Below are 25,154 nucleotides of genomic sequence, written 5' to 3'. Positions count from 1 at the left end.
GTAAGCGGTTAAATATAGAAACAACGATTTACCCTTTCACAGATCCTAACATAATTCCATGCACAAAATATTTTTGCAGAAAAGGGTATACGCATATGATCGGCACGATGGAGATGACCATCGCCGTCACCTGCAGCGAGAAGCTCGTCACGCCGGCCGAAGCCGAGGCGCTGTTTGCTACGGCAATGGAATCCAGCGGCGTGTTGCTCTTGTTGATCACTTCCATCATCCGGAAGGTAAGCGTTCGCAAGTTTTCCGATTGCACGAAATAGGCGGAGTCCAGCCATGAATTCCACTGGCCGACGCCCATAAATAACGCCATCGTGGCGAGTACCGGCGTCGAGACCGGCAGGATAATCCGAAAAAAGATCTTGAGTTCGCCAGCGCCGTCGATATGCGCCGATTCTTTCAGTTCGCCCGGGATTTCGCGGAAGAACGAGATGGCAATGAGCAGGAAAAACGTGTTGAGCATGGACGGCACGATGTACACTGCAAATGAATTAAGCAATCCGATCGAGCGCAGCACAACATAATAAGGAATCAATCCGCCGGAGAAGTACATCGCGAAAATGATGACCGTAAAATACGTTTTGCTGAACAACAAATCACGGTGCGAAAGGGCGTAAGCGACCAGGCTTGTCAGCAGCAGTCCCAATGCCGTACCCGATATCGTCCGGGCAACCGTGACCAAAAAGGCTCGATACCACTTCGGATCTTCCAGAAATATTTTGTAATTTTCCAGAGTTACGTTTCGGGGCCACAAATAAATGCCTCCCAGGAGCGTATCGGAGCCTTTGTTGAACGAGGCGATGAATACATAATAGAACGGATACAGCATGATGAGCATCAATATAAACAACATGATATAAATGAAGCTGTCAAAAATTACATCCTTCTGTCTTTGGCTCTTAAGCACCACCAGCCCTCCTTTTTAGAATAAGCTTGATCCCGACACCCGCTTGGCAATGAAGTTACTGGAAAATATCAAAATGACGGAGATAACGGACTGAATAAGATCGATTGCTGCCGCGTAGGAAAATCGCCCGTCACTCAAGCCAACCTTGAATGCGTACGTCTGAACAATTTCCGATGTCGGATTGTTGATACTGTTGCCGTATAAGTAGGCTTGTTCGAAGTTGGAGCCGACCAGGCCGCCTCCGAGAATACTGCCAATAGTCAACACCAGCACGACGACGATCGTTCCCCTGATTCCCGGAAGTGTGATATATCGGATCCGTGCCAGCCTGCCGGCGCCGTCCATCTCGGCAGCTTCGTAAAGCGAAGGATTAATCCCCGTGATGGCGGCCAGGAAGATGATCGTCCACCAGCCCATTTCCTTCCAAATCGCACTGCCGACGGCAAGCCCCCAGAAATAGTTCGGACTCGTTAAAATGTTGAGCGGTTTGTCAATCAGCCCGGTTTCGACCAGGGCCCGGTTTACCATGCCAACATCCGCAGACAGGAAGGCGTAGGATACTCCGACGACGACAACCCAGGAAATAAAATGCGGCAGGTAGCTGATCGTCTGAACAAATCGCTTGAACGCCATATTTTTCACTTCATTCAACAGGATCGCGAGCAAAATCGGTGCAGGAAAAGCGAAGATGACCTTCAGTAAGCTCAGGACAAGCGTGTTGCGTACAATCGTGGCAAACTGATAATCATGAATGAATTCATCGAAGTATCTCAAGCCGACCCACTCGCTGGTAAAGATCCCCTTGATCCCATTTGAAATACTGTAGTCTTTAAACGCCATAAGAATACCGAACATCGGCGTGTACGAGAAAATCAGCAGAAAGATCATACCCAGCCCTACAAATACATGCAGTACTTTTTGCTTTTTGAACCGCTTCCATAATTGGTGCTGCTGGCCGCCGTGATCCGCAGTTCTCGTAAACTGTGCATCCAAATCCATATGCGCTCCTCCTTTATTGCTAGTCTATCCTCTTGACCCATCTGCTCGTAAGCCAACATTTTTAAGAAAGCGTTGTCATTTTTTAATACTCGGCCTCCATGGCTTTATCATGAAAAGATCGCACAAACCAAAAAAAGCAGTTCCGGAAAATGCTCGGAACTGCTTGCGTATTTTTTCGGGAAGCTGGTTCCCTGGCGGCGGCCTACTCTAAAATAAACGATGCCAGATCCGCGCTTCCGCTGCCTGTGTAAGTAAAATATAGAGCTTGTATGCCATCCGGAATGACGAGGTCCGTTGAATATTCCGTCCATATATTCGTGAAGTTAACGGGTATTTTTCCGAGAGCCGGGCCGTCCCAAGTCGTTTTAATTTCAAAGTTGCCCTGGCAATAACCACGCACCTTGATTTTCACCTTCCGTATTCCTTGGCAGTCGAAATACTTGAAACCGGCAGTAGCAGAGTCTGTCATGTTAGCGATGTATCCGATCTCTTCGTCCCCGTCTCTTCCCTCCTGCGTGATCTTCGGAAAACGGCTGTCCATCCATGCCCCTGAGCCGAAACCGCCTGTATACAATTCTTCGTCTTTACAGAACAGATTACATGCCAAGTAGGCGTGGTATTCACCGCGACCCACAAGCGGGCCGTCATTGGGACCGCAAGAGGTCATTTCCACTTGAGGAATCGTTCCATCCTCCCGAATGACGATCGGTTCGATGCAGCCCTGCCGGCTAAAAGCCGTACCGTTGGTATGGCGATGATAAAAAATGAACCATCTATCGTTCATTTCCACAATGCTGCCATGGTTATTACCGCCATAATACATCGGTTTGTCCGCCGGTTTGTAGGAATCGATGTGAAGATCATTATTGCTTATGATGACGCCCTGATAAATGAAGCCTTTAGTCGGAAATTTACTGGTGGCATAACATAATTCATGCATGACAATCGATGAATAGACAAGATAATAGGTATCACCCTTCTTTCGGATGGAGGGAGCCTCAAAAAATTCATGCCCTTCAAACCCGCTTCCCGTACTGTAAGGTTCACTTGGGGCGACAAATACAGGTTCCTCCACAATGGTAAGCATATCTTCACCAAGCACCGTGGCCATTGCGCCATGCCTGGATTTATCCTTGGGTGCACAGAAACCAGTATATAAGTACGTCTTCTTCCCTTCTGTCAACACACCCGGATCAAACTGGGGCTCGTCTCCTTCTCTTTCGCCCAAGCGTGTACCGTCCGCGTACTTTACGTATCCGTAAAATTCATACTTTCCAGCAGGTGTATCGCAGACGGCAACCGAAACAACCGGAACCTTATCCAGGACATAATAAAGATAATAACGGCCATCCGGTCCGACGGTAACGTCCGGCGCATAAAGACACATCCGGCCATCAGGATTTAGCGGGTCATCCGTTTTGGTGTAGATCACGCCCTCATACCGCCAGTCGCCTAGATCATTTACGGGTGCCGACCAGCAAGCGTAGTCGTTTAAACAAAACACATGTCCGTTAAAGCGGTCATGCGAGCCATATACATAAACTCTGTCGTTAAAAACGTACGGTTCTCCGTCAGGTATGTATTCCCACGATGGGAGATAGGGGTTTAGCCCTTGTTTTTTCATCATAAACGTTCACTCCTATAAATATCCTTTACGCTTCTTTCTCAACGCTAATTAATAGTGGTATTCTCGTTTGATACTCCATTATAGCGAAAATTTCCTAACCCATATCTCTTGGAGGTGACAAGCGAACTACATGTTTCTTTGAAGCTTGACCTGACATTCAGACGTTGTTGCAGTGACGTACTCCATATAATTCACAGAGCCGTTAAAGTTCAAATAAGCTTCGTAGCGCATGCGGATTGCGGGTAAGGTAATCAAATCCAGAACATTTTCTTTTGGAACCCACCTGCATTCGCTCGTCTCCTCAGAAGTCGCTAACTCTCCCCCCACAGCTGTACACACGAAATCAAACATGACCTTCGTAGGAACATCGGTTACACCGTCATACCACTTATGGATCGCTGTATTTGAAACCACACTGATTAAATGGCTAACCGTGGCGTCTATTCCACTTTCCTCTTTGATTTCACGGATCACGCCATCCATCAGGTTTTCGCCAACTTCAGTGATTCCCCCCGGATATACCCAACCGTCGTCATGCGCTTTTACTAATAGGATGTTTCCCTTTCCATCTTCCACAATACCGCCTGCCGATACTATATGTGTCGGAAACGCCAATTCAAGACCCCCTTAGCTTGATGATTTGTCTATGTATTCCTCTTGCTTCATGCACTTTCCTGCTTTTATGGAAAGGATGATATGACCCACAAGTTCGAACCTTGAGCACAGCAAATCATACTTGGGCATATTTTATAAACGCTTCTTTATTTGAGCGAACAAAAAAAGAGTGTATCCAAGTTCAAATTTCGACTCGGATACACGCCTCTTTTACTTATTAAATCTTCAATCTAAAAATGCTTGTTGTAATGCCTCCAAGCCGTCTTTATAGATCCCATGGAACAGATCAATAGCCTCTTGATCACTGACCCCTACCGGGGTGAAACTGCCAGACCACTCTACCATTGATGATCTACCGTCAGCATCCTCTTTAACCTGGATGGTGGATAAATAATCCGTAACCGGAAAGGGTGCTTTCATAATCGAATAGGTGTAGTAGCGCTCCTTATGATTGAATGCTTCCAAGCGCTCTACAATCGTATCCCCATCAGGATTAGCGAGATGACGTACACGTCCACCTTCACTTACTTTACTGTTAGGGATATAAGGTAGCCAGTCAGGAAGAGCGTCAAAGCCACCGATCAATTGCCATACTTGATCAGGTAAAGCTGAAATTTTGATAGATGTAGCCGTATGTGCCATGTTCATTACTCCCTTATTTATTTCATGTCGATAGGCAGCGGTGCATGAGGTGCTACCAGTTTTTGTTCGCGCATTTCTTCCCAGAAAGCTGCCGGAATGACTGTATTCAATGCAGCTTTGTCTTCTGCAATCCGCTCAGGACGACTCGCACCAGGAATGACGGCTGCAACCGCCGGATTAGCCAGCGAAAATTGTAAAGCAGCCGCCTTGATGCTGATTTGATGACGATCTGCAATATTTTTGATTTTCTCAACTTTTGCCACAATTTCCGGTGTCGCTTTTTGATACTCGAAGTGGGTACCTCCCGCAAGAACACCTGAGCTATATGGTCCGCCGACAACAATATCCATCTTATGTTTTACTGCCGCAGGCATAACTCGTTGCAGCGCACGCTCATGGTCCAATAAGGTGTACCGACCAGCCAGCAAAGATACATCCGGCTTGGCTTCTTCCAATTCCAGCATGAGTTCGATCGACTCTACCCGGTTTACTCCGAGTCCCCAGCCTTTAATGACACCTTCTTCACGTAAACGTGTGAGCGCACGGAATGCCCCGGTTCGGGCCGTTTCAAATTGCGAAATCCACTCATCACCATAAAAGTCTTGCGCCACATCATGAATATAAACGAAGTCCAGACGATCTGTTTTTAAACGTTTCAAACTATCCTCGATCGAGCGAAGGGTCGCATCCGCACTGTAGTCGTTGATGATTTTATTCTTACGGCCGAATTCGAAAAGTCCCCCTTTTTCCCCTAAATCACGTGCAGATGGATCTTCCAACTCATCCGAAATAATCCGGCCTACTTTTGTACTTAAAACGTACTCATCCCGGTTTCTTTTCGACAATGCTTCACCCAGTCGAATCTCCGCCAAGCCAGATCCATACAGCGGAGCTGTGTCAAAGTAACGGATGCCGCTCTCCCAAGCCGCATCTACAGTGGCTATAGCTTCTTCCTCCGGGATATTGCGATACATATTACCTAACGGCGCCGTACCAAATCCAATTTTTCCTTGCAGTATATTTCTCATCTAAGATGTCCTCCTAATATATAATTCAATTTGATAGTGCATCGATTTGGAAACCAATGCCTATTCAAATCAACAAATGTCATTTTATCGTCTGACAAAAATAGATTATGAAGCATTTAAACAGAGAAAGGAAGTACGCACTTTGAAGTACTATAGGCACCAAAAAGTACTCTACTCCCTGCATCCGTCTATTTTTTTGGTCCTCGGTAAAAAACAAATAATCGCAATAATGTGGCTTTTAAGTGTGATACGTTCGTGCAAATAAAAAGACAGCCGATCATCATGACGGCCGCCTTCTAACCTGCTTCATTATTAAATATGCTGATCGAATCCCAGAATTTCAAATGGATGGAGAATTTTCTGAAAGGCTCTGTGCCCTTTCTTGAGGTGGTACATCGAGGCTAATGTTACCCAGGTGTCAATCTTCGATGGCCTGATAGACCGTTGTCCAGAAGTCGTGGATAAGCCGCGCTGAATCCGGAGTAGACATCCCAACCTGGGTGAGAAGAATACCCGTGAGCTGGTTGTGCGGGTCGGCGTAGGTCGTGGTGCCGCTTCCGCCGTCCCAGCCGAACTGGCCGATGGGCGCGTAGTCACCACGGTAGGTGCGCACCGCCATCCCGAAGCCCCAGCCGCCGTGCTGTCCTTGACCGAATGACACATGGACATTGTTCGTAGCCATGGCGTGTCGGGCGGCTTGCTGCTCGGGTGTGAGGCGGTTGGTGGTCATCAGCTCGACGGCGGGCCGGGACAGGATCCGTTGGTTCCCGTGCATCCCCTGATTCAGCAGCATTTGAAAGTACGCGTGGTAGTCATCAACAGTGGAGCAAAGTCCGCCTCCGCCGCCTTGGAACGCCGGAGGCTGGCTGTAGCGTCCCCCTTCGGCTTCGTCCCACACGGTGAACTCACCGGTCTGCGGGTTGGGGGCATAAAGGGGCGACAGACGGTCGATCTTGTCGGCGGGCACATGGAAGCTGGTGTCTTTCATGCCGAGGGGATCGAAGATGCGTTCGCGCAGAAATGTCTCAAACGACTGGCCAGTGACCCTCGCCACGAGTACGCCGAGCAGATCGTTGCTGATGTGGTACTGCCAGTGCTCTCCAGGCTGGTGCATCAGCGGAAGCGCACCCAGGCGGCGCATCCACTCATCCGGCTCGGGCATCGGTTCCGGCAGATCTGGCGTGAGCCCCTGCTCGAAAATCGCGTTCATGATCGGCGTGCCCAGTGACGTCATATCCATACCAAGCCCGAATGTGGAGGTCAAAATGTCCCTTACGGTGATCGGACGCCGCGCCGGCACGGTATCGTCCAGCGGGCCGTCGGCTCTCTTCAGCACCCGCCGGTCGGCGAGTTCGGGCAGCCACGGGTCTACCACATCGTCCAGCCGCAGCCTGCACTCGTCAAGCAGGACCATCGCCGCAGCCATCGTGACCGGCTTGGAAGTGGACGCCATCCGGAAGATCGTATCCCGGCACATCGGCGCGCCTCCGTCATGGCGCATCGTGCCGATCGCTTCGACGTGCGTTTCACCGTTCCGGCTGACCAGGGCGACAAGCCCGGGGATTTTCCCCGATTCAACATGCCGTGCCAGCACGTCGCGCATTCTTTGCAGCCCGGTTTCGGAGAAACCGCTGCTGCTTTTTCCCGATATCATCTTTTCCATTTGGATGACCTCTCTTTACTTTTTATCAGCCCTATGATTCTCTCTAGTCATTCATGCTTTAAAGCCCTTTGTCAAAAAGGTATATTAGCTGCATTAACGAGACGAAATATCGGCAAGTAAAAGATGGCTCACCTCCTGTTCCGGGTATCCAAATCGAGATATGTACTAGATCACCGTAACCTTGGACAAATTGGCATCCATGCCCTTGAGTGCGGCAAAGGTCAGCTTATCCATCGTCGCCCCGTCAAAACAAACGGTTTTGATCGCGCGGTAATATTTCTTGGTCAACAGAGATCCCTGGAAAGATACATTCTTGAGCGTCGCGCCCTTGAATGAAACTTCTTTCAATCCAGCTTTATCGAACTTGACGCCGACGAAGATTTGACCGTCAAAACGCTGTCCGCTCAAATCGGAGGACGTGAAGTCCACCCCGTCGAAAACACAGTTTTCAAAAACGGTTTTGGTGAGAGCCGTCATCGTCAGGTTGACGTCAGTCAGATGAACGCCTGTGAATGTTGCTCCGGCCAGCCATGATTTGCTGAAGTTCGTACGCACGAGGATGGATTTATTGAAGCTTGCATTCGCAAGGTCCAGGGTGGACAAATTGCAGTCGGTCAGATTAGCGCCGTCGAAACGGGCGTCCCGCACGTCACTGCTCTTAAACGAGCTGCCGGTCAAGTCCGCATTCGTGAAGTCGGATCCCCGCAGCGCGCTCGCTGTGAATTTTCCCTTATGGGCGGTAACACCAGCAAAGTCGCTACCCGTCAAGTTGCTCGCGCTGAGGTTGGTCAGCACCTGCCGCTCCAGCGAACGGGAGAGGTTTGCCACCTCCAGTACGGTTTGTTCAATGTCGCCGATGCTGTCGATGGTCATCTCCAAAGCCGTTTCATCGTCCTTGCCCTCGGCTTTCAATTCACGGAACCGCTCCTGCAAATCGGAGTGCAGGTCCGCCTTTAATTCGCTGACACTCTTCACCCCGTCGTATGGAGCAAATACCCCGTTCAGATAGTTCGTCAATTTCTCGTTCATCCCATCGACTCCCCTTATAACAAGTTTTCAAGCACGCGCTTGGCGTACTCCCAGTTACTTTTGTTGCGCTCGTACGTTTCCTTGCCCTTCTCGGTAATTCGAAAATATTTGCGCCGTCCGCCCTGCGATTCATCGCCCCAATACCACTCGATATCTCCGTCCCCTTCAAGCCTCCGGACGCTGGAATACATCGTGGCTTCCTTTAGTTCGTACTCACCTCCCGAACGTTCGGCAATCAGCTTGACAATTTCATAGCCGTAGCGGTCCGCTTCGGATAATAATCGTAAAATCATCGTGTCGGTATGGCCTCGCAGCAGGTCGGATGTGATTTTGTTGTCACTCATACAATCACCTCCATATTTGCATAATACAGTACACTACTGTGACTGTCAAGGTAATTAATTTATTAAAACACTTTGCTAAAATCCCTTTTACGCTAAATTTGATTAGTTAACATAATTTAATTATGGTTAACCAACTAGACCCCATTTCTTTCTAGTCAACATGATATGTGTTCTTGTCTTTCGGTTTTAAAAAAACATGTCTTACTAAAAACACAAAAAGCCGCTGCGCCGCGGCTATCACACGTATATGCTCCTGTCGTCTTACGTGCTTTGATTCAGCATAGGCCTCTTCTCACTAAGCATGATGCTGGAATTAAAAACTTGCCTACAATTTAATCAACACTTTCGTACCGTCCTGAGCCTGGACATCGACCAGAACGGTCCCTTTGCACCGCTGCAGGTCTTTGATGAGCTGCCTAATCGCTTGCTGTGTGCTTGCGTTCTCAAGAATTGACAGCAGCAATTCAGTCCCGAATCGTCTGCCGTCTGAATCGAAATCAGGATTCCGGCTCGAGTCCTCACCCACATGGCCGCCAGACTTGTTCATCCAATCCTTCATTTTGCGCTGAACTAAACCGGAAGTCAGAATACCACTTCCCATGCGCAATACGGCATAAGGGACCGGAATCACAAAAGCATACCCTTTGCTCTTAACCTTAACAGTTATCATGGCCAATTACTCAATCACTACGGCGACGTTATTCCCGTCACCCGTACGGACATCAACGATTTGCCCGTCAAGCTCGTTTTCGATTGCATCGATCAGCAGATCGATATCGATATTCTTCACATATTCCGCGGATTGCGGAATATTAGATGCGATGCTGTGCCCCGCTCCGAGAACCGCCTTCACCAGTTTAATCGGTAAATTAATGCTGACATTATCGTTTTCTTCAGTTGTTACTCGGATTTTCAACGTTTTGTCTAAATAACGGCCGGAACCCGATGACAATTTCTTCGAATAGTCTGGTTTCCCAAGTACCTGCACAGCTTGCGATGGATGTGCCATTTGCTTCTCCTGCAGTGCATTAATCAACTCCGTTGCCTTATCAGAATCAATTTTGCCTTCCTGCATCATGGAGAGCACTTTGCTGATTTCTTCTCTCATCGTTTCTTCCTCCTTATTCATCCTTCAACATTCTGACCGCTTCGTCCGCGGTAATTTCGCCATTCTCCAGCATGGAAATGACCTTCTTCTCATCGACTTCCTGCTTCTTACGCGTATCGTAACCGAGGGCCGTGATGATATCATTGAGCTTGCCGCGAACCGTCGGGTAAGATATGCCGAGCTCTTTCTCTACTTCCTTGATGTTGCCCCTGTTCACAAGAAAGGTGATTACAAAATGGAGCTGTTCAGGTGAGAGTAGAGCCAGCTTTGATAATTCAAACGTGTTCTCAATCGTCGTCCGGCAATGTCCACATTCCAGCTTGACTGCGTGCAGCGGATGGTCGCATACAGGACACTGTGTGATGATGGGATACTTCATACTCTACTCCTTTCTTTTTTTGAATTATAAAACAACATATTCAATTTGTGAATCCAAAAAATTAATTATTTTAATATTCGACTCAAATTTATTAATTATACTGTGATTATTATAAACATTTTTAATTACCATTTAACAAAACCAGAAACACCAACGAATTCAAATCAAATCGATAAGCTCTATCGCTTTCTTCGTGCAAAAGGCGCTCCGGTTACACCCATCCGCAATGAAAGCATTGGCCGCTTCTTTGGGTTTATTGACCGGTATTCTGTTCCCTGAGAGTTAATCATTAAAGCTGGCCTGCGCTCAAAAGCCCGATTAACTTAATGTTAGTCAGGTTTTTTGTTTTACTATCCTCCACAGCCTTCTTTTATAGCAAGATGATCCAAAACCAGGCCAACACCTCTTAAGCTGCAGAGAAATATGCAGTTTGACGGCATTTACTGCATCGATTCCGCGGTGTCCCTTACTGCTTTTTCTATGTTGGTTAGCTGCGTATTTCCTGAAGCGCGCAAATCCTGGTAGCGACTGCAGGTCGGCGGTCCTTGGATGGACACGTGTCTTAAGAGGCCCTTCTTCAGGAACGTCTCATAAAAAGAAATCCGGTACAAAAATACTGACCGTAACTGTCAGTGATATCGAGATATGATTAGTCAAAAGTAAAACCCTTTCCGATTCCTCCCTGTAGTACTGGATTGGCTAAGGCATGAAACGGTTTGCCTGAGCAAAAAAATCAAACAAGAAAGAAGGAACTCTTTATGTCTCAAAGGTTTGATATTCATCAGGTAATGAAATTAGCGCCGCAAGGAGTTAAGCTTCTAGGTGAGCTGGATGCGTATACGAAATCGACAGATCTTGATCCAAAGCTTCGCGAACTGCTCATATTCAGAGCATCGCAAATTAACGGATGTGTATATTGCCTTTCTTATCATGCAGCTGATGCCCGGAAGTTAGGGGAATCCGAAATGAGGCTGTATTGTCTCAGTGCATGGGAAGAAAGCAACCTTTACACGGAAATGGAGAAGGCAGCGTTAGAGCTTACAGAGCATATAACATTGCTGCCCTCGCTTAAAGTGCCGGATGATGTATATCATAACGTCAGGAAGTACTTTTCGGAAACTCAGTACATCCATCTAACGATGTTAATCATGATGATCAATAGTTGGAACCGAATGTCGATTGCGATGGGATTCCAGCCGGAAGCAGAATGAGTCAAAAGAAAGCTGCTATTCCAGGTATGAGTATTGTCCCGAGGGACGGTGCTCATTTTTTTATTACATGACTCTCCGATTTAAGGGTGATCAGCTTCATTTGGGGTGGAGCCCCATTTTTCTCCCCATTGGCGCATTTGAAAAAGCACTTCCCTATACTCTCTGCCTTTTTCCGTCAAAGAGTACTCGACGCTAATAGGATTTGTCGGGTAAACCTGACGTTTTACGATTTTATAATGTTCTAAATGCCGCAAAATATCGGTTAAAGATTTGATGCTGATGGTGCTCAAATTCCGGCGCAGCTGATTAAAGCGCTGAGGACCATAATACAATTGAGAGATGACCAGGAACGCCCATTTGCTGCCTATCACTTGTAATGCTTCGTTAACCGCGGATAGGCATTTTTGTTCATCACTTGGGTTCAAGCAATCACTTCCTCACAATTTACTTACTATTCGTAAGTATAACTCAACAAAGTGTCTCCTTACAAAGAAATCATATATGATTTACACTTTCAATGAGTTATTCCATTACCTTGAAGGAGGAAGCATATGACTACACTTCAGAAGATGATTTTGGTTTTAGGAGCCACAGGCCAGCAAGGGGGTGCGGTAGCGTCACATCTGCTTGCTGATGGTTGGCAGGTGCGTGCTTTCACCCGTGATCCTTCAAGTAAGGCAGCCCAAGCCCTTGCTCAAGCGGGTGCTCAATTGTGCCGGGGGGATTTGGGAGATCGCGCATCGCTGGATGCTGCCATGCAAGGAGTGCACGGGGTCTTCAGTGTTCAACCACCTACGTGGGAGCCTAGCGATGCAAGAACAGCCGAAGAAATTCGTTGGGGTAAAAATGCAGCCGATGCGGCGAAAGATGCCGGGGTTCAGCATTTCGTTTATTCATCGAATAGCGGTGCTGACGTACAGTCCCGCTTTCGTTATTTTGCCAAGTGGGAAATTGAACAATACATTAAGACGCTTGGTCTTCCTGCAACGATCTTGCGCCCGTCGGGATTTATGGAAAGTTACGCCAGTCCGTTTTATGGTATTCAGCATGGGACATTGGCTGAAGCTACCAACCCGGATGTTCCTGTACATTGCATAGCTGTGGATGACATCGGTGCATTCGTCAAGCTGGCCTTCAAACATCCCGGCAAATTTCTGGGCAAGACGATCGAAATCGCCGGTGACGCACGGACTCCGCCTAGCATTGCGTCAGCCATCACTCGTGCGACAGGCCGCCCGATCAGCTATGCCCAAATTCCTATAGAAACGATTCGTCAGCAAAACGAAACCTTGGCGCGGATCTATGAATGGTTAAACGGAGACGGCTACGAAGTCGATTTTCCAACATTGCGCAGCCTACACCCTGGTCTTATGGATTTTGACACTTGGCTGGAGAAGAAAGGGAAAGCGATGTTCGAAGTGCTTTATCAAACGAACCAAACAAATTAAAGTTTATCTTCTTGAAGTCTAACAGTCGCATTTAACGGAACGGGACGGCGTCCTGTCCCATCAACGGTGAACGCTCTAACAATTTCCTGACAATCCAGCCGTCGTCCCAAGTTCCTTCCTTCAGGTGCCTGCATGCATTCTCAATCAGCCCCGCCCACCACATGGGCGTGATCAGTTCCCACTCCTCCAGCTCAAGAGGTGATACTTCATCATACCCATAAATAACCTCATCGTACTTTCCCCGCCAAGAAAGAGCAAAGTCGCCTACTCGATGATCCCAGTGAGCAAGCTCAAAATCGAGTATGCCGGAGAGCTTCCCATCCTGGAATCGCAGGTTCCAGGGTGTAAAATCCCCGTGGATCACGATCCCGGGTCTGGAATGAAGTCTCAGCTCCTCCACTCGCCTGCGGGCACGCTCCAAATGCCACCACAGAATTCGTATTTCCTCAGGGCGCTGCTTTTCATTTCTTGACAGCAATCGATCTAGCTCGGAGTCAAATAGAATCTCTTCGCACCGCCGCCAATCCTTGCGCTGACCGATACCACTGAGTTTGCCAAGGTCTGAGTGAAACTGAGCCATAAGCCGCCCCCTTTCACGCTGTTCGGCTGCCCGATTGTCGACAGATGGCGGTTCACCGTAAAGATAAGGGAACAAACCCCAGATATACCCGTCCATCTCGAACGGCCCTTCCATAACGGCTGCCACAGGCCATCCAAGCTCAGCTATGCTTTTAAGCAAATTCACCTCATAATCGATCTCTTCCAAATGAGTTTCTTTGTACCAGCGCCGTAATACAAGGTGGTCGTTCTTGAAATTTACCAGCCAGTGCTGGTTGAGTCTCCCACCCAATGGAGAGGCCACTTTGATATGAAACTGTTCAAAAAGCCTATCCAATGGCAGCGCCAAATCCGCACGATCGCTCACTTCTACTCCCCCTTCTATCGGATGTCATCCTACATGACATTCCGCTTGCCGAATATTTTGAATACTGAAAGCAAATAATGTGGCTTAAGAATAGGCTTGCAGAAAAAATTGGCAGGTGAACAGGTTGCAGCACATTATCTTCATTTGTGTCGATACGTTAATGAGCCAGGCGATTGATAAGGGAATCGAGCAAAACAAACTTCCAACTTTTCAGTTCTTGATGGAACACGGTCAATACTATAGGAATGTCGTTACCTCATTTCCGACGATGTCCGTGTCGATTGACTGCACTCTGCTGACGGGAACGTATCCGGATGAACATCGTGTACCGGGACTGGTCTGGTACTCTACGCAAGACAAGAAAGTCATTAATTATGGCAGCGGATTTTGGGAAATATACAGGAACGGAATCAACCAATATTTGAATGATGCCTTAATCCGTATGAACGGCGACCACCTGAATCCGCAAATACCGACCATTTTTGAAGAATTGGACCGTATGGGGTTACAATCGGGGTCCGTTAATGGTTTGATCTATCGGGGAAGCGCGGATCACCAGCTGAATTTTCCTTTTTGGATTCATATGCCGACAGCGTTACCTAAAAATGTCACGGTCAAAGGTCCGGATTTGTTTGCCTATGGAGCATTCTCAAATCCGCTGAAAAGCGTGAAAAGTTTGCCGGTGAGCCCCATCGGTAAGTTCGGCTTTAACAATGAATATGCGCTCCAAATGGTGACGCATCTCATTCAAAACGAGCAATTGCCTCATTTTCTATATGTCTATTTCCCCGATCTGGACCAAAAAATACATAAAAAAGGACCGTCGGATTTGGGTGGCGTGATCCGCACCGATCACCAATTGAAGACCTTGCTGCAGGCATTTGGTTCACCGGAAGAGGCTTTGGAAAAAGCCGTAATCATCATCATGGGGGATAACGGTATGGCTCACGTCCACCCGAAAAATCGCCAACCGGTCATTGATTTAGGGCAAATCTTGAACGGATACCGCATTTTACGGCAGGGAGGCGCCGTAACGGACCAGACCGAGCTTGTTCTTGCCATCAATGATAGAATGGCTTATCTGTATAAGCTAACCTCACAATATTCTTTTGAGCAAATATCAGATGTATTGAAGGCTGACCCGAGAATCGATATATTGGCTTGGAAAGATGATGATTGGATTCGTGTTATTCGATCAGGATCATCCAAGAAATTCGCCTATCGCTCACAAGGAGACATGGTTGATCCCTATCATCAATCATGGACATTCGCCGAAGATCCTGAAGTGCTTGATTTACAAATCAATACCCAAAAGAATACGGTGGACTATGGACATTACCCCGATGTTCTCCGGCGATTGTCCGCTGCCTTACATTCACATCATGGGGAATACATGGTCGTAACCGCAAAGCCGGGATATGAATTGAAGTACGGCAGTTCACCCACCCATATAGGAGGCGCAGGGCACGGGGGCATAAGTCAAGCGGAGTCGCTCGTTCCTCTAATGATTGCCGGTACAGACCATAAACCGGAATCACTGCGGGTTGTTGATTTGAAATCTTACTTTCTTCAACTTTTAAAGGATTGAGCTGATTATAACATTGCTCGGCCCCAGGGTGACTGGTCTGATTTCATAGAGACATGTTCAAAAATAACGATAGCCGGGCTATATATATCCCGGTTTTTTTACGTTCTTATTTCTCGGTCTCTCCAACCCTTGAGGAGATGCAGGAGAAAGGTTATAATTTGATTACCATTTTTTAGAAAGCGGTGAGAAGATGGAGATTACCTGTGAGCTGGTACGCCGATTAATCGATAGCCAATTTCCGGAATGGGCGAATTTAGAGATAAAGCCTGTAGAAAAAAGCGGCCACGATAACCGTACCTTCCGGCTGGGCAGTGAAATGACCGTCCGTTTACCAAGTCATGAAAGCTACGCCTCGGCTGTTGAAAAAGAACTGACCTGGCTTCCCGTTTTCAAGCCGCTTCTTTCCGTCCCCATTCCGGTTCCGGTTGGAAAAGGAGCGCCCACGGACGAATATCCTCTTCCCTGGTCCGTGAACCGTTGGATTGACGGCGACACGGTCACGCACAACAACATATCCGATCACAACCAATTTGCCGAAGACCTCGCCCGTTTTTTACAAGAGTTGGAGGCGATCGACGCAAGCCGCGGCGTCCCGGCAGGGGTCCAGAACTTTCATCGAGGGGGAAATCTTGCGGTATATGATGATGATACAAGAACGATCATCGAAAAGCTATCCGGTCAATACGATCACAAGCTGCTAACGGAAATATGGGAGCTTGCCCTTGCGACAACATACCAATCAAAGCCGCTATGGCTGCATGGTGATGTTGCCGTAGGCAATTTGCTGGTGAGGGATGGACGACTGTGCGGCGTTATTGATTTCGGAACGATGGGCGTAGGCGATCCTTCGAGCGACCTTGTGATGGCTTGGAACTTTTTTGATGAAGCCAGCCGCGACCTGTTCCTGAAGCGGATGGATTTTGATGAGGACACCATTCATCGCGCTCGCGGCTGGGCCCTATGGAAAGGGCTTATCACCTATGATTGGAACGAAAAGGGCTCGGAAGCTGCGGATTGGGGAAAGCATGTGGTGGACACCATTATCCAGGACTACAAGCGGCTATAAGAATGGAACCTATATGCCTCTAGCCACGCCCTTCTATCCATATGATACGTCCCCCCACGATTCATCTTAACTAAACAAGTTCTTGTCTTTCGAAAAAGACAAGAACTTGTTTTTTTGTTAAATGAATCGTTCCGCGAACTACACGGCATGAACAGGGGAATTTGCAAGTACTTCCCCTGCCGTTTCTATAAAAGATTCTATGATTGGTGAGAGCCACTTGTCTTTATGCCAAGACATCTGGGTATACACGTGCAGATCCGGAATTTCCCATGGAAGAGCAACAAGGTCGCCCCGTTCAACTTCAGCTTCCGTTACGATTTCAGGAAGAAAGGCAATACCGATTCCCGAAACGGCGCATTGTTTAATAGCTTCAGCACTTTGAAACTCTAAATACGTAATACTGTCTATCCCCTCTTTCTCAAATGACCGGTCGAACATGGTCCGATAGGGACAACCCTTTTCATTTGTCAGGAACACTTCTCCGTGAAAATCTTCCAGCTGAAGCAGGTTTCTTTTGGCGAGAGGATGGTCGGGAGCAGCAAAAAGGCGGAACGTCTCTTCCACCAACGGTTCCACGGCAAGTCCGCTCGAGCGAATGGGCTCGTCCAGCATAAAGACGACGTCAGCAGTTCCCTCAAATAGTGCTTGCTTGAGCTCCAGATTTGGAACGGAGCGGAAGATCAGGCGGACCCCCGGATGCTTCGAGCGAAATCGTTGAAAGACAGCTGGGAGCCGATAGGCGCACACGACCTCATTGGCACTGATCGTCAGGGTGCCGGTTAAATCTTCATTGTCATGAACGGCGCCGCGAGCTTCGTCCAGCTTGTCCAGAACACCTTGAATGTGAATTAAAAAGCGTTTCCCCGCCGTCGTGAGAACAAGCTGCTTGCCCAAGCGGTCAAAGAGACGAACTCCAAGCTCATTTTCCAATGCTTTTATTTGCATCGTGACGTTGGAGGGGACGTAGTTTAGCACTTCCGCAGCCCGACTGAAATTCAATGTGGATGCAACCGTACGGAACGTATTCAGCTGGCGCAATTCCATCACACGTTCCCCTTTCATTTTCAAAAATATTGAACACTGCTTTGAATTCTATTCACTTTTATTGAGAGTAACACAGAACTATACTGACAACAAGCAATACAATCTGTTGGTTTCATTTTGAAAGGAGCAAACGATATGATGGATTATGAAATTTTTGATTTGGGTGACGTAACCTTGCAATCGGGAGTGACGTTACCGAGCGCTTTCCTTGCTTATAAGACTTATGGAAAATTGAATGAAAAGAAAGATAACGTCATCGTCTATCCGACGGCATTTGGCGACCAGCACGTTCAGAATGAATGGTTGATCGGAGACGGCATGGCACTGGATCCGCAGAAATATTTCATTATCGTTCCGAATCTATTGGGCAACGGATTATCCTCCTCTCCCAGTAATACGCCTCCGCCTTTCGACCGGGCGAATTTTCCGCAGGTAACGATCTATGACAACGTTACATTCCAGCATCGGCTGGTGACCGAAAAATTCGGCATTCAGAAGATCGCCCTCGTTGTTGGTTGGTCCATGGGAGGCATTCAAGCCTTCCAATGGGGAGCAAGCTATCCCGACATGGTGGAACGAATCGCACCTTTCGCCGGAGTTGCAAAGACTTGGCCCCAAACGTATGTGGTCCTGGGCGGAATGAAAGCCGCGCTCATGGCTGCAGTCCGATTCGATTCCAGTAAACTTGACGGGTTGACTTCGGCTGACATGCGCGCCGTTGGCCATGTCTATGCAGGTTGGGGCGTATCTCAAGCCTTTTACAGAGAGGAAATTTATCGTGAGATGGGATTCAGCTCTTTGGCAGATTTTATGGCTGGCGTCTGGGAAGATAGCTTTATGAAGATGGATCCGCATAACGTCCTGGCCATGTTATGGACCGGCCAACATGCGGATATTAGTGCAAACCCCGCTTATAACGGGGATTTCGATAAGGCGCTGGGAAGCATTAAGGCGCATGCCTGCATCATGCCGGGAAGTACGGATCTCTTCTGTCCGGCGGACGATAATGAATATGAGGCTAAGCTTATACCTCATGCGATTTTTAAACCGATCGAGTCGATCTGGGGCCATTTTGCCGGCCGCGGAATCAACCCTCCCGATAATCAATTTATTGATGACAACCTAAAACGCCTGTTGGCGATTCGCGTAAATGAATAGTTCATTGAACTCATAACACCTAACTTAACAAATCCTAGTCATAGTAACAACAGCAGCCGATCCATTGGATCGGCTGCTGTTGTGTTATGCTGTGCTATAGTTTCCGTTCGTTAAACGAGCTGGCATTGGAATTTTCTGAATAGATACCGTCAAGAAACTCGATGGAGACGCGTTCTGCTTCGTTCCTTGGCACAATTTCCGAACCTTGGCGTAGACGCTGATACATCTGGATCGTATTTTTTAACGCATGATAGCAGCTTTCAAAGCTATGGATAGGGATCGTTCCTTGCAATTCCTCCATTTCCTTGGGAGCATATTTCTCGAGCTTTCGGACTCCTCTTGGGGAACGACCGTTGTGGATGAGTACCAATGGTCCTAACACTGTATTCCGCATAAATGTTATCGTATCGATCACTTCGAATAATTCGCCTCTCCCTAATTTTGCAGCACAGTAATGAACCCATACCCAGAAGCGATCTTCGATCCATTGAGGCTTAGGGGAGGGGAAAGATGCACTTGTATTATTGAGTATTGTTGAAATTCCACTCCCCCTCTCCCAAAGAATCAGTGGGTTCTCGACCCGGGATTCGAGCTCTTCCAAATGAACAAATTTTAAATCGACATGGAGAGCGGCTGGTCCATATAAACAAATAAGCAATCGGGGTTCCCCAACATGCTCGCCTGTGAATGCAGACAGTAAATGACCAAGCCTTTCGGCAAATTGGATGCGCTGTTCCATGATCTCTTTTTGAAAAGCATCCTCGTAGACGATAATTAAATCCAGATCACTATACTCATCCATTTCTCCATACATCATAGATCCGCCCGCGAGCAGGCCCATAAAACGTTGATCTTTGCTTACATGTTCAATCGCTTGTTTAATGAATCGATCGTGTAAAGATAACTTCATGCCAAGCACCCCTTAATTTGTGACCCATAAAATGGGTATTATTACAAAATAACATTTACAAAGATTGATCGTCAACTGCATGCCGTTGTCAAGGATGCGGACGTTAAAAGTATGCGTATTTTGTTGCGTTCGGGGGGCTCAATTTAAGCTTGACACGTTACGTTTACACTTGTAAACTTTAAATATCGTTTACAGCTGTAAACAAAAAAACAAGAAAGGTGAATACCATGCACGAATTCCCGCACATTACTGAAGCCGAAAGCGAAGTGATGAAGCTTCTCTGGCAAAAGGAGCCTATGTCCGCCAGCGAGATCATTTCCGAATTAACCCAGCAAATGCAATGGTCAGACCAGACAGTTAAAACCTTCCTGAATAGGCTTCACAAGAAAAAGGCCATTCGATTTGAAAAGTCCGGCCGGAATTACCTCTACTATCCGCTGGTTTCGCATGATGAATACTTGAAAGCCGAGAATATTCCTGAATAGAGTTTATAAAGGAGCTGTAGGGATGCTGTGCGCAAAATTTCTCGAAGAAGAGACACTTTCGGAGAAAGATATTGAGGAGCTTCAACAAATCTTGGAGAACAAGAAGAAGTCATGAAGTATCTGGAAACGGCCTTCTCTCTTCTGTTCGCAGCGTCAGTGGCATCGACGGTAATCCTACTGTTATTGCTTATGATCCGGAAGCTGTTCCAAAAGCATCTTAAACCTAGAGTTGTTTATATATTGTGGTTTCTTGTGTTAATTAAGCTTCTGGTTCCCATTGCTCCGCAGAGTCCGATGAGCCTGTTTAATGTGCTGCCGCAAATGTTCCCGATGGAACGAAATTCGGATCAACCTACTCAACAAAGTGAGAACGGATCCAGCACGGAAATTCAATACAATGAAACGGATGTAAAAAAACAGCTTCCTGAACTCACTCCAAATCCGGCGGAGGAACTTGGGTCTCCCTTCGTAACACGTTCTTCTCAAGACCATTCCACAGGCACCACGAGTGGACTGACTTGGCTTTCGATCGGCTCGCTGATATGGCTTGTAGGGCTTCTATGCTTGGGAGGATATTACCTGTTTTGCGCGCTCATTTTCAGAAAAAGAGTTGGAAACTCCCTAAAGATTGAGGAAACTAAAGTACTCAACGTTCTTGAAGCGTGTAAACGAAAGCTGAACATAAAAAAACGAATATACGCCTATGAAACAAGCCATCTTCGCAGCCCTTGTCTTTATGGCTTATGGAGGCCTAGGATTTATTTGCCTGAAGATATTTGCACGATCGCCGACCCAAACCAGCTGACGCATATCCTGATGCACGAGCTGGTGCACTACAAACGTAAGGATCTATGGTTCAATTCCCTGTGGGCTCTTTCCGTCGGGATGCATTGGTACAACCCTTTGGTGTGGCTTTCCATAAGAAAGATGAAAGCCGATCAGGAGGTGGCCTGCGACGCAAAAGTTCTTGAAACATTGGGAGAGCGTGAAGCTTTGCCTTATGGCAAGACCTTACTCATGCTGTCGCGTTCATTTTCCCATCAACCTCCTCCTGGCATCAACCTGTCGCATTTTGGGGACAGCAAATATGAGGCGAAACGGAGAATGAAGATGATTACCAAGTTTAAGGAAGGTTCGTACAAGCTATCCGCCGCTGCGATTCTTTTGTTTATGGTCATGGGAGCCATCTTGCTCACCAATGCGTCGGATGCCGGGAAGGATACTAAGTTGGATATGGTGGAACCATCCGTAAACCCTGGTTTGAATCTATATCCTACATACAACGACAGATTCAGATGGTTTCATAGTATCGATCGGGCACTTGATTTTCCGAAGTATAACTATAAAGTACCTGACTATCTTCCTGAAGGTTATCATTTGGAGGCTATCACATATTTTAAGAACGTCACCAACATTCATGATACCGATCCTATTATCGACGGAGTATCCGTTACTTTTGTATCTAACTTTGGCCAAAAAAATGAACAAACCATAGAGGTCAAGGCTTCCAAGGGCAAGGGAAATTTGTTGGAGGAGGGTGAATTGCAGGGAGCTCCTTATTCTCAGATTCCCCCAAATCCGAACAAGCCGCTTGAATACCGACAGGAAGCCGTGACGGTCGGCAATGTCAAAGGCACGTTATTCACGGAAATGAGACGCGACAAGAAAAGGCCGGAAACCGGCAGAAGCTTCTACTGGCAGGATGACCACGTATGGTACGCAATCAATTATTATAGCGAGTATATGTCGCAGGAAGATCTCACCAAAATGGTGCAATCTTTTGCTATGCCGAAGGAAATACAGCATGTCCGCTACGACGGAGCTGGAAACTCATTTCCCCTGTATGATGAGAAAGATTTGCTTGCGGCGAAGAACCTTCTCGGCTTTAAGGTGAAAATCCCTCAGGAATTGCCCGAACATAAACTGAGCGGTTCGGTACTGCTTAGAGCCGGCGACCAGAATACCAGGTTTGGTTTCAGACAAGCAACGGACACACTATGGACAACTTATCACGGACCTTCCGATTCCTCAACCGGTGTCTCGCTATATCAGAGCAAAGAGCCCCTTTTCGACGCGTCCCAATTCTCGCTCACCCGGACACTGGAGATGGACGGCGTCGAAGTTTCGGCTTATGAAGACAAAAATCATGTCTACTTATCATCAGACGATAACATTAAACTTCCTTATTACTTATGGAAGCAAAACGATATTTATTATACTGCCGTTTTCTGGGGCATGGACAAACTCCCGGAAGACAGCCTGAAAGCTATGATTTCTGCTCCATTGCAATAGTCCCTTGAAAAAAATAACTTTCGGAAATAGCACGAATAATAAGCAAGCCCCTCTCGATTATTATCGTGAGGGGCTTCCATGTTTTTCTCCCCCTCCCTTCCCTCTTTTTTTCATTTCATATAAAATGAATTAGCACTATGTAAGCAAATACATAGTTTCGCTTTACCGAAACTATACGTTCGGCATTTTTTCCACAACAAGAAAGGATGACTTGCATTGAATGTGAACACTTCGTCCGTGCTCCATAACCGCTCATTTTTGCACTTATGGATCGCGCGGATTTTCTCGGCCAGCGCGTTTCAAATTCTGTCCGTCGTCATTGGTTGGCAGATGTACGCACTGACGGACAGCGCCTTTCAGCTCGGCTTTGTCGGGCTGGCCCAGTTCCTGCCTATGCTGTTGCTGACGCTGCCGGCCGGGCAGACGGCGGACCGTTATGATCGCCGTACCATCGTTTATATTTGCCAACTCATGGAGTGCGCTGTCGTCGTCTTTCTCGTCATCAGCAGCATTGAGGGCTGGATCACCTCTGTCCATTTGTTGATCGCCGCTGCCATTCTCGGCGCTTGCCGTACCTTCGAAGGCCCGGCTTCTGCCGCCCTCGTGCCGGATATCGTCGACCGCGAGCAGCTGCCGCAGGCAGCCGCCTGGTCCGCCTCGGGGATGCAAACGGCGATGATCGTCGGCCCGTCGCTCGGAGGTTTACTCGTGATCTGGGGCATCTCTACGGCCTACATCACAACGCTGGTCGCGCTCCTAATATCCGTCGTATTGATTTTCTTCGTGAAGACCGTTCATTTCGTTAAAAAGCTGGATGCCGTCGGGATCGACACCTTTTTCAGCGGTCTGCGGTTCGTATTCGCCCGTAAAATCATCCTGGGCACCATCTCGCTCGATCTGTTCGCCGTTTTGCTCGGCGGCGCGACGGCATTGCTGCCCATCTTTGCCGACGAAATCCTGAAGACCGGTCCGACCGGTCTCGGCCTGCTTCGCGCCGCGCCAGCAGTCGGGGCGATCGTTGTTTCGCTGATTCTCACGCGTATTTCGATTGAGAAAGCCATTGGCAAAACGCTGTTTGCCTCGCTCGTGGTGTTCGCCTTGGCGACCATCCTGTTTGGCATCTCCCGCAGCATCTGGCTTTCGCTCTTCGCGTTGTTTCTCACCGGCGCAGCCGACGTCGTCAGCGTCGTGATTCGTTCGACGCTTGTACAGGTGAACACGCCCCAAGAGATGCAGGGTCGGGTCAATGCCGTTAACTCGCTCTTCATCGGCACTTCCAATCAGCTCGGCGAATTCGAATCCGGTACGATGGCCGGGTTGGTCGGTGCCGTGCCGGCAACCATCATCGGCGGCGTTGGCACCCTAGCTGTTGCCGTGATCTGGATGTATTGGCTTTTCCCTGTTCTTCGGAACCTGAAGACGTACTCGACGGAAGAAGGGTAAAAAACTGCATTGCATCTTACAATAAAATAGAAGCATCTAAACTCAAAAAACCTTCAATCCATGCCACAACGGATTGAAGGTTTTCGCTTTGTTGCGGTTCTTACTCCTCTTCGCTTTCGCAAATCACTTCAGTAAATATATTCAATGGAAAAATGGTAGGCACTCTTCGGCCCGGGGTCTGGACAAGCTCGACAAAACCCCGCCCCACGCGGATTAAAATCCCGTTCAGTTCGCCGATATCTTCTGCGGTGGCCGTCAAGTCAAAGGGTTTCGTCCGTATAACCCTTTCGTTCGTGACGATATAGAAGGAGGTCTGGATTGCGACTACAGTCTTGCCAACGGTAAACGAGGACTTGGTCACATTGGAGAGCTTGCCTGTCGTTTTGGTTAATCTCGGAAACCCGGGCTGGAACACCGTAACCGTTCGTCCCACAAGCGCCTGCAAGCGCTGCACCAATGTAATATTCTGTGGAGCGGGACAGCCGTGAATATTGTTGTTCCCCATCATATCTCCTCCTTAATCATCATAAGTTGACTCTATTAATGTATGTTGTCCCTATGGTAATGCTTGGGTAGAAACACGACCCGGCCAAAAGTATAATCTTTTTGGGAGACTAGTAGTGCCCAACAAAAATCCGATCAGTCCTTGGCACCATCGCCGAGGGCTTTTTACTGTCTTCAGTGAAGGGGGTTTATTATCATCTGAATCATCCCATAATGCTAATCAGGCACAGAACTGCGCCGGATCAAAACGGGAAGTGGTCAATAAGCATGGTCTATGTATTTGTCCTTTTTTTATTTCTGAACATTGTGTCTTTTTCAGTCCCAAAAAGTTTAAGCAGGGTCGAAATTTATGCGACTTCCTTTTTTGCCTACGCATTCGGTCTTACAACGGATGTGGTGTTTGACCTGCATTATGATCTCTATGGTTACCTGTCCCCCGGATTCCAGTGGCTGTCTATGTTGGCGATTATCATGTATTTCCCGTCCGTCAGCTTCCTGTTCTTGAATTTTTTCCCTTTCCATAAGAGATTGCGGTTCAAAATTACCTATATTCTAATCTGGTCAGTATTTTCTGTTGGCATTGAATGGCTCACAGTGCAGACCGACTTTTTTTATTACAACGGTTGGAAGCTATGGTATTCAGCTGTATTATATCCCTTTATATTCTTAATTCTTGTATGTAATTTGAAACTCGTGAGAAGGCAAATAGCCAATCTTTAAGTGTATTTAT

General features: G+C 47.6%; 27 protein-coding genes. 10 read left to right on the top strand and 17 right to left on the bottom strand.

Annotation, left to right across the window (positions count from 1 at the left end):
• Positions 1-28: 28 nt before the first annotated feature.
• The 12 genes from ABID47_RS06140 to ABID47_RS06085 form a co-directional block, all read right to left on the bottom strand.
• The gene (locus ABID47_RS06140; RefSeq protein WP_240913115.1) at positions 29-916 is read right to left on the bottom strand and encodes a carbohydrate ABC transporter permease; all 888 of its coding nucleotides are present in this window, start codon (positions 914-916) and stop codon (positions 29-31) included.
• Positions 917-931: 15 nt separating this feature from the next.
• Complete coding sequence (locus tag ABID47_RS06135; protein WP_145132834.1) at positions 932-1,915, bottom strand: ABC transporter permease; 984 nt, start codon at positions 1,913-1,915, stop codon at positions 932-934.
• Between the two features lie 202 nt (positions 1,916-2,117).
• Positions 2,118-3,539 carry a family 43 glycosylhydrolase gene (locus ABID47_RS06130; RefSeq protein WP_354495742.1) on the bottom strand — a complete coding sequence of 474 codons (1,422 nt, stop codon included), beginning with the start codon at positions 3,537-3,539 and terminating at the stop codon, positions 2,118-2,120.
• 129 nt (positions 3,540-3,668) lie between these two features.
• On the bottom strand, positions 3,669-4,157 hold the full coding sequence (locus ABID47_RS06125; RefSeq protein ID WP_116230156.1) for an NUDIX hydrolase: 489 nt from the start codon (positions 4,155-4,157) through the stop codon (positions 3,669-3,671).
• 225 nt (positions 4,158-4,382) lie between these two features.
• Complete coding sequence (locus ABID47_RS06120; protein ID WP_354495290.1) at positions 4,383-4,799, bottom strand: SRPBCC family protein; 417 nt, start codon at positions 4,797-4,799, stop codon at positions 4,383-4,385.
• 17 nt (positions 4,800-4,816) lie between these two features.
• On the bottom strand, positions 4,817-5,827 hold the full coding sequence (locus ABID47_RS06115) for an aldo/keto reductase (protein ID WP_116230154.1): 1,011 nt from the start codon (positions 5,825-5,827) through the stop codon (positions 4,817-4,819).
• Positions 5,828-6,245: 418 nt separating this feature from the next.
• On the bottom strand, positions 6,246-7,490 hold the full coding sequence (locus ABID47_RS06110) for a serine hydrolase domain-containing protein (protein WP_435530589.1): 1,245 nt from the start codon (positions 7,488-7,490) through the stop codon (positions 6,246-6,248).
• Between the two features lie 165 nt (positions 7,491-7,655).
• A complete protein-coding gene (locus ABID47_RS06105; protein ID WP_116230153.1) occupies positions 7,656-8,519 on the bottom strand; it encodes a pentapeptide repeat-containing protein in 864 nt (287 codons plus the stop codon).
• 14 nt (positions 8,520-8,533) lie between these two features.
• Complete coding sequence (locus ABID47_RS06100) at positions 8,534-8,863, bottom strand: PadR family transcriptional regulator (protein WP_076164694.1); 330 nt, start codon at positions 8,861-8,863, stop codon at positions 8,534-8,536.
• Between the two features lie 325 nt (positions 8,864-9,188).
• On the bottom strand, positions 9,189-9,533 hold the full coding sequence (locus ABID47_RS06095; RefSeq protein ID WP_354495289.1) for a hypothetical protein: 345 nt from the start codon (positions 9,531-9,533) through the stop codon (positions 9,189-9,191).
• Positions 9,534-9,539: 6 nt separating this feature from the next.
• Entirely contained in the window at positions 9,540-9,971 is a 432-nt protein-coding gene (locus ABID47_RS06090) for an SHOCT-like domain-containing protein (RefSeq protein WP_354495288.1), read from the bottom strand.
• A 13-nt stretch (positions 9,972-9,984) separates the two neighbouring features.
• A complete protein-coding gene (locus tag ABID47_RS06085) occupies positions 9,985-10,350 on the bottom strand; it encodes a DUF2089 domain-containing protein (protein ID WP_089547632.1) in 366 nt (121 codons plus the stop codon).
• Between the two features lie 758 nt (positions 10,351-11,108).
• On the opposite strand from ABID47_RS06085, the gene ABID47_RS06080 reads away from it, so the two are divergent.
• Positions 11,109-11,561, top strand: a complete 453-nt coding sequence (locus ABID47_RS06080; protein WP_354495287.1) for a carboxymuconolactone decarboxylase family protein — start codon at positions 11,109-11,111, stop codon at positions 11,559-11,561.
• Between the two features lie 80 nt (positions 11,562-11,641).
• Here the strand turns inward: ABID47_RS06080 and ABID47_RS06075 are convergent, their stop codons facing one another.
• Positions 11,642-11,986, bottom strand: coding sequence for a winged helix-turn-helix transcriptional regulator (locus ABID47_RS06075; RefSeq protein WP_354495286.1), 345 nt, complete (start codon positions 11,984-11,986; stop codon positions 11,642-11,644).
• Positions 11,987-12,112: 126 nt separating this feature from the next.
• Here ABID47_RS06075 and ABID47_RS06070 point away from each other — a divergent pair, with 126 nt between their 5' ends.
• Positions 12,113-13,009, top strand: coding sequence for an NmrA/HSCARG family protein (locus tag ABID47_RS06070; RefSeq protein ID WP_354495285.1), 897 nt, complete (start codon positions 12,113-12,115; stop codon positions 13,007-13,009).
• 31 nt (positions 13,010-13,040) lie between these two features.
• On the opposite strand, the gene ABID47_RS06065 is transcribed toward ABID47_RS06070, so the two are convergent.
• The gene (locus ABID47_RS06065; RefSeq protein ID WP_354495284.1) at positions 13,041-13,934 is read right to left on the bottom strand and encodes a phosphotransferase enzyme family protein; all 894 of its coding nucleotides are present in this window, start codon (positions 13,932-13,934) and stop codon (positions 13,041-13,043) included.
• Between the two features lie 124 nt (positions 13,935-14,058).
• Between ABID47_RS06065 and ABID47_RS06060 the strand changes: the two genes are divergently transcribed.
• The gene (locus ABID47_RS06060) at positions 14,059-15,522 is read left to right on the top strand and encodes an alkaline phosphatase family protein (protein WP_354495283.1); all 1,464 of its coding nucleotides are present in this window, start codon (positions 14,059-14,061) and stop codon (positions 15,520-15,522) included.
• A 190-nt stretch (positions 15,523-15,712) separates the two neighbouring features.
• Positions 15,713-16,588 carry an aminoglycoside phosphotransferase family protein gene (locus ABID47_RS06055; protein ID WP_354495282.1) on the top strand — a complete coding sequence of 292 codons (876 nt, stop codon included), beginning with the start codon at positions 15,713-15,715 and terminating at the stop codon, positions 16,586-16,588.
• A gap of 138 nt (positions 16,589-16,726) precedes the next feature.
• On the opposite strand, the gene ABID47_RS06050 is transcribed toward ABID47_RS06055, so the two are convergent.
• Positions 16,727-17,632 carry a LysR family transcriptional regulator gene (locus ABID47_RS06050; protein ID WP_354495281.1) on the bottom strand — a complete coding sequence of 302 codons (906 nt, stop codon included), beginning with the start codon at positions 17,630-17,632 and terminating at the stop codon, positions 16,727-16,729.
• Between the two features lie 138 nt (positions 17,633-17,770).
• Here ABID47_RS06050 and ABID47_RS06045 point away from each other — a divergent pair, with 138 nt between their 5' ends.
• Positions 17,771-18,790: an alpha/beta fold hydrolase gene (locus ABID47_RS06045; RefSeq protein WP_354495738.1), complete on the top strand. Its 1,020-nt coding sequence runs from the start codon at positions 17,771-17,773 to the stop codon at positions 18,788-18,790.
• A 94-nt stretch (positions 18,791-18,884) separates the two neighbouring features.
• On the opposite strand, the gene ABID47_RS06040 is transcribed toward ABID47_RS06045, so the two are convergent.
• Positions 18,885-19,700, bottom strand: a complete 816-nt coding sequence (locus ABID47_RS06040; protein ID WP_354495280.1) for a nucleotidyltransferase family protein — start codon at positions 19,698-19,700, stop codon at positions 18,885-18,887.
• Positions 19,701-19,927: 227 nt separating this feature from the next.
• Between ABID47_RS06040 and ABID47_RS06035 the strand changes: the two genes are divergently transcribed.
• The 4 genes from ABID47_RS06035 (at position 19,928) to ABID47_RS06020 (ending at position 23,920) form a co-directional block, all read left to right on the top strand.
• A complete protein-coding gene (locus ABID47_RS06035) occupies positions 19,928-20,185 on the top strand; it encodes a BlaI/MecI/CopY family transcriptional regulator (protein ID WP_354495279.1) in 258 nt (85 codons plus the stop codon).
• Between the two features lie 22 nt (positions 20,186-20,207).
• Complete coding sequence (locus ABID47_RS06030) at positions 20,208-20,300, top strand: hypothetical protein (RefSeq protein WP_354495278.1); 93 nt, start codon at positions 20,208-20,210, stop codon at positions 20,298-20,300.
• On the top strand, positions 20,297-22,477 hold the full coding sequence (locus ABID47_RS06025; RefSeq protein ID WP_354495277.1) for a M56 family metallopeptidase: 2,181 nt from the start codon (positions 20,297-20,299) through the stop codon (positions 22,475-22,477). Before ABID47_RS06030 ends, ABID47_RS06025 begins: the two co-directional genes overlap by 4 nt.
• 222 nt (positions 22,478-22,699) lie before the next feature.
• Positions 22,700-23,920, top strand: coding sequence for an MFS transporter (locus tag ABID47_RS06020; RefSeq protein ID WP_354495736.1), 1,221 nt, complete (start codon positions 22,700-22,702; stop codon positions 23,918-23,920).
• A 100-nt stretch (positions 23,921-24,020) separates the two neighbouring features.
• Here the strand turns inward: ABID47_RS06020 and ABID47_RS06015 are convergent, their stop codons facing one another.
• Entirely contained in the window at positions 24,021-24,425 is a 405-nt protein-coding gene (locus ABID47_RS06015; protein WP_354495276.1) for a hypothetical protein, read from the bottom strand.
• A 212-nt stretch (positions 24,426-24,637) separates the two neighbouring features.
• Here ABID47_RS06015 and ABID47_RS06010 point away from each other — a divergent pair, with 212 nt between their 5' ends.
• Positions 24,638-25,144 (top strand): CBO0543 family protein, encoded by a 507-nt coding sequence (locus ABID47_RS06010; protein ID WP_116230142.1) that lies wholly within the window; start codon positions 24,638-24,640, stop codon positions 25,142-25,144.
• Positions 25,145-25,154 lie beyond the last annotated feature (10 nt).

The organism is Paenibacillus favisporus (assembly GCF_040545415.1).
Taxonomy (GTDB): domain Bacteria; phylum Bacillota; class Bacilli; order Paenibacillales; family Paenibacillaceae; genus Paenibacillus_AQ; species Paenibacillus_AQ favisporus.
Note: the sequence above shows the minus strand (reverse complement) of the source record. Positions and strands in the feature narration are given on the sequence as shown.